Origin of the sequence: Ascidiaceihabitans sp. (assembly GCF_039986515.1) — a bacterium.
Taxonomy (GTDB): Bacteria; Pseudomonadota; Alphaproteobacteria; order Rhodobacterales; family Rhodobacteraceae; genus Ascidiaceihabitans.
This window is the reverse complement of the sequence record NZ_JBDWQO010000007.1, coordinates 55,434-69,393: the sequence shown is the minus strand read 5'-3', so window position 1 is coordinate 69,393 and position 13,960 is coordinate 55,434. Positions and strand designations below refer to the sequence as shown.

General features: G+C 56.5%; 14 protein-coding genes. 7 read left to right on the top strand and 7 right to left on the bottom strand.

Features of this window, described 5'->3' with window-relative positions:
• Positions 1-62 precede the first annotated feature (62 nt).
• On the top strand, positions 63-983 hold the full coding sequence (locus tag ABJL60_RS02965; protein WP_348374694.1) for an alpha/beta hydrolase: 921 nt from the start codon (positions 63-65) through the stop codon (positions 981-983).
• A 241-nt stretch (positions 984-1,224) separates the two neighbouring features.
• Here ABJL60_RS02965 and ABJL60_RS02960 read toward each other — a convergent pair whose 3' ends face one another.
• The 3 genes from ABJL60_RS02960 to ftsY form a co-directional block, all read right to left on the bottom strand.
• Positions 1,225-1,866 (bottom strand): inner membrane-spanning protein YciB, encoded by a 642-nt coding sequence (locus ABJL60_RS02960; RefSeq protein ID WP_348285189.1) that lies wholly within the window; start codon positions 1,864-1,866, stop codon positions 1,225-1,227.
• A 14-nt stretch (positions 1,867-1,880) separates the two neighbouring features.
• Positions 1,881-2,783, bottom strand: a complete 903-nt coding sequence (locus ABJL60_RS02955) for an EamA family transporter (RefSeq protein ID WP_348375353.1) — start codon at positions 2,781-2,783, stop codon at positions 1,881-1,883.
• A gap of 112 nt (positions 2,784-2,895) precedes the next feature.
• Positions 2,896-4,119 carry a signal recognition particle-docking protein FtsY gene (gene ftsY, locus ABJL60_RS02950; RefSeq protein ID WP_348374692.1) on the bottom strand — a complete coding sequence of 408 codons (1,224 nt, stop codon included), beginning with the start codon at positions 4,117-4,119 and terminating at the stop codon, positions 2,896-2,898.
• Between the two features lie 47 nt (positions 4,120-4,166).
• Between ftsY and ABJL60_RS02945 the strand changes: the two genes are divergently transcribed.
• Complete coding sequence (locus ABJL60_RS02945; RefSeq protein WP_348286241.1) at positions 4,167-5,069, top strand: lytic transglycosylase domain-containing protein; 903 nt, start codon at positions 4,167-4,169, stop codon at positions 5,067-5,069.
• A gap of 49 nt (positions 5,070-5,118) precedes the next feature.
• Here the strand turns inward: ABJL60_RS02945 and ABJL60_RS02940 are convergent, their stop codons facing one another.
• Positions 5,119-6,810, bottom strand: coding sequence for an NAD(P)H-dependent oxidoreductase subunit E (locus ABJL60_RS02940; protein WP_348374690.1), 1,692 nt, complete (start codon positions 6,808-6,810; stop codon positions 5,119-5,121).
• A 217-nt stretch (positions 6,811-7,027) separates the two neighbouring features.
• Between ABJL60_RS02940 and ABJL60_RS02935 the strand changes: the two genes are divergently transcribed.
• A complete protein-coding gene (locus ABJL60_RS02935; protein ID WP_348374689.1) occupies positions 7,028-8,230 on the top strand; it encodes an alkane 1-monooxygenase in 1,203 nt (400 codons plus the stop codon).
• Entirely contained in the window at positions 8,217-8,552 is a 336-nt protein-coding gene (locus ABJL60_RS02930; RefSeq protein ID WP_348374687.1) for a hypothetical protein, read from the top strand. The genes ABJL60_RS02935 and ABJL60_RS02930 overlap by 14 nt, the downstream gene beginning before the upstream one ends.
• A 120-nt stretch (positions 8,553-8,672) precedes the next feature.
• Here ABJL60_RS02930 and xseA read toward each other — a convergent pair whose 3' ends face one another.
• Positions 8,673-10,217 carry an exodeoxyribonuclease VII large subunit gene (xseA, locus tag ABJL60_RS02925; RefSeq protein WP_348374685.1) on the bottom strand — a complete coding sequence of 515 codons (1,545 nt, stop codon included), beginning with the start codon at positions 10,215-10,217 and terminating at the stop codon, positions 8,673-8,675.
• 106 nt (positions 10,218-10,323) lie between these two features.
• On the opposite strand from xseA, the gene purD reads away from it, so the two are divergent.
• The gene (gene purD / locus ABJL60_RS02920) at positions 10,324-11,589 is read left to right on the top strand and encodes a phosphoribosylamine--glycine ligase (protein ID WP_348286251.1); all 1,266 of its coding nucleotides are present in this window, start codon (positions 10,324-10,326) and stop codon (positions 11,587-11,589) included.
• Between the two features lie 159 nt (positions 11,590-11,748).
• Here the strand turns inward: purD and ABJL60_RS02915 are convergent, their stop codons facing one another.
• Both ABJL60_RS02915 and ABJL60_RS02910 read right to left on the bottom strand, forming a co-directional pair.
• Positions 11,749-12,492, bottom strand: a complete 744-nt coding sequence (locus ABJL60_RS02915) for a VCBS repeat-containing protein (RefSeq protein WP_348374684.1) — start codon at positions 12,490-12,492, stop codon at positions 11,749-11,751.
• A complete protein-coding gene (locus ABJL60_RS02910; protein ID WP_348374683.1) occupies positions 12,492-12,815 on the bottom strand; it encodes a 2Fe-2S iron-sulfur cluster-binding protein in 324 nt (107 codons plus the stop codon). Before ABJL60_RS02910 ends, ABJL60_RS02915 begins: the two co-directional genes overlap by 1 nt.
• Positions 12,816-12,937: 122 nt before the next feature.
• Here ABJL60_RS02910 and ABJL60_RS02905 point away from each other — a divergent pair, with 122 nt between their 5' ends.
• Together ABJL60_RS02905 and ABJL60_RS02900 are read left to right on the top strand one after the other, a co-directional pair.
• The gene (locus ABJL60_RS02905) at positions 12,938-13,339 is read left to right on the top strand and encodes an OB-fold nucleic acid binding domain-containing protein (protein ID WP_348286257.1); all 402 of its coding nucleotides are present in this window, start codon (positions 12,938-12,940) and stop codon (positions 13,337-13,339) included.
• A 112-nt stretch (positions 13,340-13,451) separates the two neighbouring features.
• Entirely contained in the window at positions 13,452-13,889 is a 438-nt protein-coding gene (locus tag ABJL60_RS02900) for a peptidoglycan-binding domain-containing protein (RefSeq protein WP_348374682.1), read from the top strand.
• The last annotated feature ends 71 nt before the right edge of the window (positions 13,890-13,960 follow it).

The following is a 13,960-nucleotide window of genomic DNA, read 5'->3' as shown; positions in this document are numbered from 1 at the left end:
CCAAGCCTTAGGCCTTGATCGCATTGGCACCGCCTTTTGGTGCCCCCAAAGGAAAGCACCAGATGCCATTGCTGCGAATAAATGCCACATCCGAAGGCCCGCAATTGCATGGCAGCCCTGTTCCGGCCCGTCGGGTCATCCAGACTGCGGCACGGTCCAAGGGTCCGGTGATTATTATGGTCCATGGCTTCAAATACGATCCTGAAACCCCGCGTTTTTGCCCACATACCTCGATTTTTGATGCGCCTTTGGGGCACAAACGCGACAGTTGGCCCGCAGCGCTGGGGTTTGCGGGTCGTGACCCGAACGAAGGCCTTGCCGTCGCTTTTGCGTGGCGTGCGCGTGGCACCTTGTGGCACGCACTGCGCACAGCAGCGCAGGCAGGGCAAAATCTGGCGCAGGTGATCGCAATCGTGAAACGCACAGCACCGGCGCGTGCCGTGCATGTCATTTGCCATTCTATGGGGTCAGAGGTGTTTTTTGAGGCATTGCACCATCTTCCCGCCCACAGCATCCAACGCGCCATAATCCTGACCGCCGCCAGTTATCAAAGCCGCGCATCATCGGCCCTGCACACAGATGCGGGGCAAGCATTAGAGTTGTTTAACATCACAAGCCGTGAAAATGATCTGTTCGACGCGGGCTTTGAAACTCTGATCAAAGCCGCAACCCCAAGTGACCGTGCCGTCGGGGCTGGCCTTTTTGCGCCCAACGCGGTCAACATCGAAATTGATTGCGATCTTACCCTGCAGCGACTGCGATTGACGGGTGCCGACATCGCACCAGCAGCGCGGCGGATCAGCCATTGGTCCGCCTATATGCGCCCGGGCCTCATGCCGTTTTACAATTCACTTCTGCGGCGCCCCAGCGAAACACCTTTGGCCGCTTTGCGACATGCCTTGCCCCCTGTCGGCTCGCAGCGTTTCGCACGGCTTTTGCCCTTCATGCACAAACCCCAAGCAGGCCTATCTGCCCCGCTTTAGGGGCGCACAGCCAGAAAACAATTTTCAAACGTGACGTATTGCGGCAGTGGTTGGCGCAATTTCGCCATTCAAGGTCTGCTTTGCTCGACCTGCATTTAACATTTTCCGGGATTCTTCTGTGTCATCTATTTCTATGGACGCCGAACATCTGGCGTTGATTGCGATGTTCACCCGCGATTTTGCCGCTAAGTTCGCCGTCGCCCTGCGCAGCGACCGCTTTTCGGACAGCTGACCCGTCGCGTCAGGCCTCTTCGTCGGGCTCGGAGCTGTAGGTTTGAAACAAGCGCCCTTGCGTCATGAAAAACGCAAAAAGCGCAGCACTTAGGCCAAAGGTTTTGAAATAAACCCATGTTTCGGTGCTCATGGTGCGCCACACAATTTCATTGGCCACGGCAAGTGCCAGAAAGAACAGCGCCACACGTTTGGTCAAAATCATCCAGCCTTCGTCTTTCAGCGGCATCATCTCTTCCATCACGTACTTCAGATAGGATTTCCCCCGCAGGACCCCAAACCCCAAAACGCCGCCAAAAAGCACATAAATCATCGTTGGTTTCATTTTGAAAAAGCGGTCGTCGTTCAACCATACGGACAGGCCACCAAAGACAACAACCAAAACCAGCGTGGCCACCTGCATCTTGGACAGCTTACCAGTCAGCCACCAAAGCGCGCCGGTGCTTGCAATCAAAAGCGGGATAAAGGCTGCTGTAACAACGATAAATCCATCATATTCCGTGCCCCCTATGGTAAATAAATCATCCTTCATGCGCAGGTACGCAATGAAAAACAAAATGACCGGGCCAAGTTCCAGCGCCGTTTTCAAAAACGGATTGATGTCTTTTCTGTCCGAGGGTTTGTTCGAAGTATCGCCTGTCACGTTTGTCATCCTATCCGGGCGGCCTAGCCGCCCATTTCCACAATCACTGCGCCAAGTGCGATCAACGCCATCAAAGCGATGCGCCGCGGGCCCACTGTTTCTTTCAACACCAACCAACCGATCAAAGCTGCAAACACCGTTGAGGTTTCGCGCAACACTGCCGCTTCGCCCACCTTATCAAGCCGCGTTGCCATCATGATAGCGCCAAAGCTCAGGAAGGCGACAATCCCCCCGATGGCACCCCGCACCATCAAAGGCCCCAACGCAGGCCGGTTTTCCATTTTTAGCCACCGCCGCAATGCAACCGGCGGCATAGCCGTGCCGTCGATCATGAAAAACCACGCAAGAAACGTAAACGGGTTCACCGTGGCCCGTATCCCATATGCGTCATATGTGGTGTAAAGTGCCACGAACAACCCCGTCAGCACAGCAAGCGCCAGTGCCATGTTCAGCGTGTCGCGTTCAGCTTCCAAATACAGCAAATTGTAAATCGCCAGCCCAAAAATCCCCGACAACAACACCGCCACGCCAAACCATTGCACACCCGAAAACGTCTCGTCGAAGATCAGGTAAGCGCCGATCACCGCAAAAAGCGGCCCTGTACCGCGTACCACAGGATAAACGACAGTGTAGGCGCCCCGCGTGTAGGCCATCGCCTGCAGAACCTTGTAGATAATATGGATGACCCAAACGGCCGCAAAGATCGGCCACATGTGGGGTTCAGGCCACGGCACGACAAACAGCGCAAACGGCGCGGCCATCAACCCATAGCTTGCATCAATCGCTCCGCGCGTCAGCCAAGGGTCGTGCCGTCCTTTTTGCAGCGCCCCAAAGACCGCATGTAAGAAGGCCGCCATAATCGCCAGCATCAAAGCCACCTGATGCCCCGTCGCCGTGCCTTCAATCGAGATCAACCAGTCGGTCACCGCAAGATCGTCCAACAAGGTGGAGATGTCCTTGGCGTTGCAGGGGGGAGTTTGCCCCCAACAGCGCTGCGCACCTCACCCCCGAGGATTTTTTTCACAAAAAGACGCGGCATCATTCCGCTCCGCTTAATGCCTTTGCGAAGTCATCGGGATCAAAGGCTGCGAGATCATCAATTTGTTCCCCGACCCCGATCGCATGAATAGGCAGACCAAATTTGTCTGCAAGCGCCACCAGCACACCACCTTTTGCGGTGCCATCCAGTTTTGTCATAACAAGCCCAGAGACATCAGACACCTCTTGGAAGATCTTGACCTGATTGACCGCGTTTTGACCCGTTGTCGCATCCAGCACCAAAAGTGTGTTGTGCGGTGCTGTCTCATCTTTCTTGCGGATCACCCGCACGATCTTTGCAAGTTCCTCCATCAAATCGGATCGGTTCTGCAAACGTCCGGCGGTGTCGATCATCAACAGGTCAGCGCCGTCTTCTTCGGCCTTCGTCATCGCATCAAAGGCCAAACTTGCGGGATCGCTGCCTTCGGGGGCTGTGAGCACCGGCACACCGGCCCGTTCCCCCCAAACCTGCAATTGTTCAACGGCCGCCGCGCGGAACGTATCACCCGCTGCGATCACCACCTTTTTGCCTGCGGCCTGAAACTGGCTGGCCAGTTTACCAATCGTCGTGGTTTTGCCCGACCCATTCACCCCGACCACCAAAACCACCTGCGGCGTTTTCGGGTAGATCGGCAACGGGCGTGCCACGGGTTCCATGATGCGCGCAATTTCCTGAGCAAGCAGCGCTTTGATTTCATCAACCGACAGCTTTTTACCCATGCGCCCTTCGGCCATGTTCGCTGTCACGCGCAGCGCTGTATCCACGCCCATATCTGCCGCGATCAACAGCTCTTCGAGCTGTTCAAGCATGTCGTCATCCAATGTGCGGCGCACAACTGTCTTGGATTCTTTACGGCCGAAAAGCCGTCCCACAAGGCCCGGTTTCGAAGGCTGTTCAGATGCGCTGGCAGGGATAGCAACGGCCACATCCGGTGCAGGGTCACGTGCAGTCTGCACAATAGGCTCAGGCTCAGGCTCAGGCTCAGGCTCAGGCTCAGGCTCAGGCTCAGGCTCAGGCTCAGGCTCAGGCTCAGGCTCAGGCTCAGGCTCAGGCTCAGGCTCAGGAATAATTTCTACAGGTTCGTTTGCAAGGGCCCGCTGTTCAATTTGCACAGCGTCTACCTGTTCTTCATCGCCACCATCTTCGACGATCGCCTCCAGACCTTCATCGATTTTCGATGAAGATTTGAACAAACGGTCCTTGAGTTTCTTGAAAAAAGCCATGATGCCCCGATAATTGTATGACCTTCACCTAATACGCGGGCGCAGACATGAAAAGACAAGACATGATTTTCGCCCTTTTGACGGGTCTCGTTTTGTGGGGTTCACCACTGCACGCACAAGAACACGGCACCATGTGTTCCTTGCGTGCAGCGGGACCACAAGACTGTATCCGGCCCGCGTTTTTTGCCTTTGATACCTGTCAGCAAATAGAAAACACGGCACGCCGTTACGGGTTGGATGCGGGCTTTTTCGCGCGGCTGCTTTGGCAGGAAAGCCGCTTTGATCCCAACGCACTAAGCCCCGCGGGGGCACAAGGTATCGCGCAGTTTATGCCGGGAACGGCCAAGCAGCGCAATCTGCCCGACAGCTACAACCCAGCACAAGCCATTGAAAGATCAGCGCAATATTTGGGTGTTCTGCAACGCACCTACGGCAATGCAGGTTTGGCGGCGGTGGCATACAATGGCGGGGAACGCCGCGCAGACGGGTTTACGCAAGACGGCAAAGGGCTGGCACGCGAGACCGTGAATTATGTGCAAATCATCACCGGACTTACCGCCGAGACATGGCGCGACACGCCGCCAAAAACGCATGACTTTCGGCTGAACGGGGCGCAACCGTTTCTGGCGGCATGCGTGAATATGGCCAAAAACCGGACATACACAAAATACAAACGACCTGAACCAGCTTTGAAAGATTGGGGTGCGCAATTGGCTTTTGGTGCGACAAAAAGCGAAGCAAAACAGAACCTGCGCAGACTTACATCGCGGTGCAAAAGTTTGGTCGCACAAGAAAAAATCGATTATCTCACTATAAAATCACGCGCCGCACGCACAGGCAGCTACGTCATGGCCCGGGTCGGGCGCAGCAGTCAAAAAGCGGCAGCGCAGCTGTGCAAATCCATCCGGACCAAAGGATGTATCTGCCGCGTGTACAGCAACAAAGGCTGAAACCAGCCTTTGTCTGCACCAACGAACCCCGCGCCGCGACCGTTGCGTCTTAGATTTCGTCGCCGAAGTGTTGCATCGTCAGTTTGATCGGGTTGGGTGCAGCTTGGCCCAACCCGCAGATTGATGCATCGCTCATGGCGGTGCACAGCTCAGTCAGCAACCCCTGATCCCATGTATCGGCCTGCATCAGCTTAACGGCCTTTTCACATCCAACGCGGCAAGGCGTACATTGGCCACAGCTTTCGTCTTCGAAGAACCGCAGCATGTTAAGGGCTGCATCGCGGGCCTTGTCTGCATCAGACAGAACAACGACCGCAGCAGAGCCGATGAAAGTGCCGTGGGGCTGCAGCGTATCGAAATCCAGTGGAATGTCGTTCATAGACGCAGGCAACAGCCCTGAAGACGGGCCGCCCGGTTGGTAGGCTTTGAAACTGTGGCCCTCTGCCATCCCGCCTGCCGCATCAATGATGTCAGTGATGGTGGAACCGGCTGGCAACAGGAACACTCCGGGATTGGCCACACGGCCGGACACAGAATAGCTGCGCAACCCTTTGCGGCCATTGTGTTCGGTTGCGTTCAGGCATTCGGGGCCTTCACGACAGATCCGAGCGATCCAATGCAGGGTTTCGACGTTGTGCACGAGGGTCGGTTGGCCGAACACACCAACCTGCGCCACAAACGGCGGGCGGTGTCGGGGCATGCCGCGTTTGCCTTCGATGCTTTCGATCATCGCGGATTCTTCGCCACAGATGTAGGCCCCGGCGCCACGTCGCAGGTCGATATATCCCGGCTCTACAACGCCTGCCTCTTCCAAGGCTTTGATTTCACGCGCAAGAATTTCCAGAACCGCCGGGTATTCGTCACGCATATAGATGAATGCCGTGTCCGCTTCGACGGCCCAAGCTGCGATCAGCATACCTTCGAGAAACAGATGGGGCGTGCGTTCAAGATAGTACCGGTCTTTGAAGGTGCCTGGTTCGCCTTCGTCCCCGTTTACAGCCAGATACCTTGGCCCTGCGTTCGCACGCACAAAGCCCCACTTGGTGCCAGAGGGGAAACCCGCCCCCCCAAGGCCGCGCAAACCGCTTTCCTTGATTTTGGCCTGAACGTCCTCCCAATCGCCGGAGTTGCGCAATTCGGTCAAGGCGCTGTAACCGCCATCAGCTACGTAGTCGGCATATGTTTGGTAATCTGGCACATGGGCATGTGTATCGCCTGCCGCGATGGCTGCTTCGACCTTTTCCACAGTCGCATGGTCGACGTGATTGTGACCCAGTTCCAAAACAGGTGCAGTGTCGCACCGCCCCATGCAAGGGGCGCGCAACACGCGCACTTCTTCGGGGTTTAAACCGTCTTCAAGGGCGGCTTTCAACGCCTGTGCCCCTGCCAGTTCACAAGACAGGGAATCGCACACGCGAATGGTCAGTGCAGGGGGCGGTGTGTCGTCTTCTTTGACGACATCAAAATGGGCATAGAATGTCGCGACCTCGTAGACCTCGGCCATGGACATCCGCATTTCTTCGGCCAGTGCGCGCAGATGTGCTGCGCTGAGATGACCAAAGGCGTCCTGAATTTTATGCAGGTGTTCAATCAGAAGGTCGCGCCGACGCGGCGCATCCCCCAAGAGGTCTTGCACCTGTGACCACGCCAGATCATCCAGCTGACGGCCTTTTGTGTGGCGACGGCCCTTGCCTTTGCCTGATTTCCAAACACCGGATTTGTCGTTGTTGTCTAGGGCCATGGGCGCCGTCCTTCGCATCACTGTTTGGCACAATCTATCAGTGTCACGCAGACGGCATGACCCCAAAAACGACAGATCAAAGTGGATTTCAGAACATCACAGGGCACAAGCGTCGCAAGGATTTCCCATAGGCGTCACCAAACCAGTGAAATTCCTGTTTACGCAGCGTTGAGACGAACATGTGACAATCTCGATCACCCAAGGAGCGATTCTACCGATGTCACGCTTTGCCATAGCCAGCACAACGCCTGTGTTGTGTATTCTTTTGGCCTGCTTTTACGGCGGCCTATGGACAGGTGTGGCAGTTGCATCCATCACGCTGGTCGTGTTTTTTCTGGACAAATTAACCCCAGAAGACTGGCAAGCACCACTTGAAAGCGATGGCCTTGCGTTGTCCGTGACACTGGGGCTGGTTCATTTTGTGCTGATGGGCTGTGTTGTTTGGGCCGTAAGCCGCGGCAACCACCTGACAGCACTGGAAAAAAACCTGATTGTGGCGGCCGCCAGCCTGTGGTTCGGGCAAGTGTCCAATTCCAATGCACATGAATTGATCCATCGCACCTCGCGTTGGCCCCGCAGGTTGGGTGTGGCGCTTTACAGCTCATTGTTGTTTGGACACCACGCCAGTGCGCATCTACGTGTGCATCACGTTTATGCCTCAACAGACAAAGACCCCAATTCATCGCGGCTGAACGAATGGTTTTATGCCTTTGCGTGGCGCGCATGGACACAAAGTTATGCCGCGGGGTTCAAGGCAGAAAGCATGGCACGGGCGCGGGCCAGCCGGGATACGCCCATGTGGCGGCATCCTTATGTGTTATATAGCATGCTGTCTTTGGGCACGATGGCTGCGGCCTTTGCGATTGGCGGTGTTATCGGCGTCGTCACTTTGGTCGGGCTTGCCTTGTATTCTGTGGGACAATTGCTGCTGTCTGATTACGTGCAACATTACGGATTGCGGCGCAAAATCCTTGCAGACGGCAAATATGAACCCATCGGGCCGGCGCATGCTTGGAATGCGCCACATTGGTATTCAAGCGCTATGATGTTGAACGCGCCGCGCCATTCGGAACACCATTTACACCCCGGCCGTGCTTTTCCACAGCTGGATCTGGACGGTGACACGATGCCTATGCTGCCGCATGCGTTGCCTGTCATGGCCGTTATTGCATTGTTTCCACCGATTTGGATGCGGGTTATGAACGCAAGGGTCGCGGAATGGGACCGTAAAACGGCCCCTCGTCCTGCGCGACAAATCGCGCCTCAAGGGGCTGCCTTGTCGCGCAAGGGTGGCCTTATCGCAGCCCGCGTGCCAAACTTGTATGATGATACAGAACAGCAGCCTTATAGCCCTCGCCCTGAGCCTCACGACGATCACCTTGACGGTTCCCGCGCAAGCCGAACCGATGAGCGGGGCTGAATTCGACACCTACACAAAAGGCAAAACCTTGTATTTTGGCCGTGGCGGCGAAGCCTATGGGGCCGAAGTGTATCTGGACAACATGCGCGTGCGATGGTCATTTCTGGATGGCGACTGCAAAGACGGACGTTGGTACGAGGATGGCCCCGGCAATATCTGTTTTGTCTACGAGGACCGCCCCGAACCACAATGCTGGAGCTTTGAAGTCGGCGGGTCCGGGTTGATCGCGAAATTCAAGAACAACCCCGAATCCCTTGATCTATACGAGGCGCAGGACGTCAACGAAGACATGATCTGCCTTGGGCCAAAAGTTGGCGTTTAAACGGAAGCTGGCAGATGCCTCGGTGCGGCAAGCCGCACCTTACAAGCCGGTTTGTTTAGTCTTCGGTATCTCGTGCCAAATATCCGCCTAGTCGGCGGACACGAATGTTCAATAACAGAGTTAAAACAGCGACCCTTGCTCTGGCGGCTTGGCTGCCGCCTTACGTGGCTTGGCCGTGCCAGCACCCACAGACATCACCCCATCGGCAAATTCGATGTCCAGCGATTGCGCGGCTTTGGCGTCCTTTTTGGTGGTCACAACACCTCCGTCGCTGCGCACAATCGCAAACCCCCGCGCCAGTGTGGCTTTATACCCCAAGGTCATACGCAGTCGGTCCATCGCCTCAACTTTGCGTGACAGGTCTGTGTGACGTCGCGATCCTGCGTCAGTCATCCGCGCCACAACCTGTTCCAGGTCTTGCCGGCGTTGCTGCACGTCATGCCCCAACCGCGCCACATCAAAACGCGCCGTGCGGGACATGTAACGTTCTGTTGTTGCCTGAATATTTCGCTGCAAAGCCGGGGCCAAGCGTGCGGCCAACCCATCCAAACGCCGTTGCCCGTCCACGATCATACGCCGCAACGTCGAGGGTCTCAAACCGCCGCTGGTTTGAGACAAAGCAACCGCACGCCTTTGAACCCCTGCCATCAAAGCGGGCCCCAACCGGTCCCCGATCAAGTCCAGACGCTGACGCGGCGTTTCCACCAAAGCGGTCGGGCGCGGCAAGGCCCGCGCGACATCGCGCAATCGTTGTGCGCGACGCGTCAGCCCACCCGACAGGGCCGTTGTCATCCGCGCCTCTGCCTGATCCACCCAAGCGGCCAGTTCGTGACGGACCGGTACGGCCAATTCCGCGGCTGCCGTTGGCGTTGGCGCACGTCTGTCCGATACGAAGTCAATTAATGTTGTGTCCGTTTCATGGCCCACCGCAGAAATCAGCGGAATGTCCGATGCAGCGGCGGCTCGTGCCACGATCTCTTCGTTGAACCCCCACAGGTCTTCGACAGACCCGCCCCCGCGCGCCACAATCAGCAAATCGGGGCGCGGCATAGACCCACCGGGGCGCAACGTGTTGAACCCTGCGATTGCGCGCGCCACTTCGGGCGCACAGGCCGCGCCCTGCACAGCCACAGGCCAGATCAGGACTTTGCGCGGAAAGCGATCCCGCAAACGGTGCAAAATATCACGAATGACCGCCCCTTGCAGAGACGTCACGACCCCGATCACATCCGGCAGATAAGGCAAAGGCTGTTTCAGGGTGTCTTCGAACAGCCCTTCGCTGGCCAGCTGTTTCTTGCGCTTTTCCAACAGCGCCATCAACGCCCCTTCACCCGCGACTGCGATGCGTTGTGCGTTCAAAGCAAATTTTGACTGAAACCCGGACGCGGTCATTTTGCCTTCGGCAACAACTTCCATCCCTTCTTCGGGCACCATCCCAAGGGCCGAAACCTGCCCCTTCCAAGTCATACACGACAGCACCGACCGGTCGTCTTTGAGATCGAAATACATATGTCCGGACCGTGCAATCACAACCCGCCCCACTTCGCCTTTGATGCGCACCCAGCCCAGTTCAGTTTCGATCAGCTTCTTGACCGATCCTGCCACTTCCGAGACGGTAAATTCAGGCGTGTTGCTGCCCGGTTCCGGGCTGTCGATCAGGTCCATATGTCTCGCCTTTACCTCACTGTCCGCGCAGCTTAAAACGGCCCGCAACAAAGGCCAAGCCACAATGCTTTGCCACCACCATCAACGTATCCGCAGGAGCGCCATTATGAACATTCTTATCCTTGGCAGCGGCGGACGCGAACACAGTCTGGCCTGGGCTGTGATGCAGAACCCGAAATGCGACAAGCTGATCGTAGCCCCCGGCAACGCAGGTATCGCGGCCATCGCGGAATGTGCATCTTTTGACATTGAGGACGCGGGGGTCGTCAGCCGGTTTTGCGAAGCTCAAGCCATTGATTTTGTGATCATCGGCCCGGAGGCACCGTTGGCCGCTGGGGTTGCCGATCGTTTGCGGGCAGATGGGTATCTGGTTTTCGGACCAAGCCAAGCTGCCGCAGAACTGGAAGCGTCCAAAGCCTTCACCAAGGCAATTTGCGATGCGGCAGGTGCCCCGACCGCCGCCTATGGTCATTTTACGGATGCAACAGCTGCAAAAGCCTATGTGCAAGCGCAAGGTGCCCCAATTGTTGTGAAAGCCGACGGTTTGGCTGCCGGCAAAGGCGTCATCATCGCAGAAACCGTAGCGCAGGCGGAAGCCGCCATCGATGACATGTTTGACGGATCCTTTGGTGCGGCAGGCGCAGAAGTCGTGATCGAGGAATTTATGGACGGCGAAGAAGCGTCCTATTTCATCTTGTGTGATGGCGAAACTGTCCTGCCGATTGGCACCGCCCAAGATCACAAACGTGTGGGCGACGGCGACACCGGCCCCAACACAGGCGGCATGGGCGCTTATTCCCCTGCCCCGGTTCTAACGGATGCCATTGCTGAAAAAGCTTTGGCTGAAATAATACGCCCCACCATGGCCGAAATGGCCAAGCGCGGCACCCCCTATCAGGGCGTGCTTTATGCAGGCCTTATGATCAAGGACGGCCATCCCCGTTTGGTGGAATACAATGTGCGCTTTGGCGATCCGGAATGTCAGGTTTTGATGATGCGTCTTGGCGCACAGGTGTTTGATCTGATGCACGCCGCCGCTGAAACCCGTTTGTCAGAGGCACAAGTTAACTGGGCGGACGATCACGCGGTTACAGTTGTTTTGGCTGCCTCGGGTTATCCCGGCGCTTACGAAAAAGGTTCTGTCATTGGCGGATTGGATGCTTTGCCCGAAGACAGCATGAACATGGTGTTTCACGCGGGCACAGCCAAGAAAGACGGAATGATTGTTGCCGCAGGAGGCCGCGTTCTGAACGTCACAGCACGTGGCGCGTCTTTGGCCGAAGCGCAGACACGCGCCTACGCTATGGTTGACCAGATAGATTGGTCCGAGGGCTTCTGTCGCCGTGATATTGGTTGGCGTGCTTTGGGCTAGCGGCGCGTGGGTGGTCTTCGCTCAATTGTCTAGATTTGAGGGTTCGCCCAGCCGCACCGTTTTGAGGGCTTCGCCCAGCCGCACCGTTTTGAGGGCTTCGCCCTCGGGCCCTTGGCCCTCACCCAGGATATTTTTGGCGAAAAGAAAGCAAGGCGTAAGTTACAACTGACATGTCATAGCTAAGGCAAAACTGTCGCGGGATGTATCGCGGCCTAACGTTTTGACGTCGAACCTTTCTTGCTGAAACGTAATCGCAACAAGCTGTGTCCAATTGGCATTCGCCAAAACCATCTCGGGCGCACCGTTGCAATGCCTTATTCCCCCCGCGATGTCACGCTCGCCGATCTTGTGGTTGGTGTAACCGGGCAGCTCTGCAATTTGCGTCAGCGTTGCATTTTCAAAACGCCAAATGCGCAGGGTTTTGGCAAGATGCGGACGATCAACAAAGGCCACGTCTTGTGTGCCATCGCCATCAAGGTCTGCGGCCCCAAGTGGCGCCAACCAGCGATTGCGTGTGCCGATGTTGGGTGTTGCTGCAACCTCACCCTCAGCATTATAGATGGCCAGCTTAGCCCCTAGTCGGGCATTGCTCTGCACCGTGATCACTTCGACAGCCCCGTCACCGTCAAGATCGGCAAGACGCGGCCGGGTGTCTTCGAACACATCGCTTTGCGGCAGGGTTATGGTGACCTTGCGCCCGTCCTGGAGCGTTAAACGCAAGCTGCCATGTTCAATTGCATCCCCCAACACACCATGAGTGTAGCGCGTGGTGGGGTCTGTGTATTCAGCGGACTGAATTGTATCTGACGCTGCCAAGGCTGGCCAAAGGCACAGGGTCAGCACCGCGTGGCGGGCGCAGGTTTGCTTTAGACGAAACAGCAGACGCCGCGCCCCCTTCAGCATCAGATTTGTTTTTCGGGCATCCGCACGACCAAGCCGTCCAATGCATCTGTGACCTTCAACTGGCACGTGAGCCGCGATGTCGTTTCGTTCGGTTCATAGGCAAAATCGAGCATGTCGGTTTCCATGTCATCTTTGCCGGGCAGTTTTTCCACCCATGTCTGATCCACGTAGACATGGCATGTTGAACATGCACATGCACCGCCGCAATCGGCCTCGATCCCCGGGATGTTGTTGTCACGTGCGCCTTCCATGACAGTCATGCCATTTGCAACGTCCACAACATGTTCGGTGCCGCTGTGCTCAATATAAGTGATTTTGGCCATTTCTGCCCCCTTGAAAAACTGTTCCAAGACTGTCTAACGGTGGGTTTTAAGACACGCCACCCCTTTTGCGACACATCAATATTGGTTCTTGCCGCTCAGGGCATTTGTTCTATCTTTGTTCCATGCGAGTCGTTTCCCCTCAGTTCCACCAATCCCCGCATTTCTGGCCCCGCCCGCCGTCTTGCTTGACCGCTCAGCAATTACACTTACCCCCTGAAGGCGCGCGTGTGGCCGTCGCCGGTCTCGTCATTTTACGTCAGCGCCCCGGCACGGCAAAAGGCGTGATCTTTGTCACGTTGGAAGACGAAACCGGCGTAGTCAATGTCATCGTTTGGCGCAATAAATACGAACAGTTTCGCCGCGCTGTTATTGCAGGGCGCATGTTGCGGGTGACGGGCCGTTTGCAACGTGCCCACAGCGTGACCCACATTTTGGCGGAGAACATTGAAGATGTTTCATTTATGCTGGACCAGCTGGTGCATGTTTCGCCCTCTATGCAGCGGCCTGAAAACGACCTAGTCTAAATGAAACAAAAGCAAACAGGCCGATCCGATGTTCCCTGCCCCCCGTTTCCTGATAAGCATGTGTCTTGTTCTTGGTGCATGCACCCCTCCCGGGGCTTCAACAGGTGGCAAGTTGAGCAAGTTCCAGATCGTTCAAACGGCCCCCGCGGACGCTGCATCAGGCACATGCTGGGGCAACCGTGTCAGTCCCGCAGTCATCGAAACAGTAGAACGCGAGATTCTGGTGCAACCCGCGCAAGTGTCCTCTGACGGGCGCATCCAACAGCCCGCCATTTACCGCAAAGAGAGCCGCCAGGAGATTGTGCAAGAACGCCGCGAAGTCTGGACGCAAATCGTCTGCGTGACAGCCTTCACCGATGATTTTGTTGCCAGCTTGCAGCGGGCGTTGGCAGCCCGCGGGTTTTACAAAGGCCCTGCAAGCGGTCTAATGGACAACCGCACACGCACAGCCATCCGCAAGTTACAATCCGAAGACGGCTTTGAACAAGCCGTTTTGACGCTGGCCACAGCGCGAAAACTGGGCCTTATTGCTGTGGAACGCACACAATAGCGGTGCGGCAAGCCACACCTTACACACTTGAAAATGCAGCGGCAGCCACTGCAAAGCCGCATGAAAAAGGC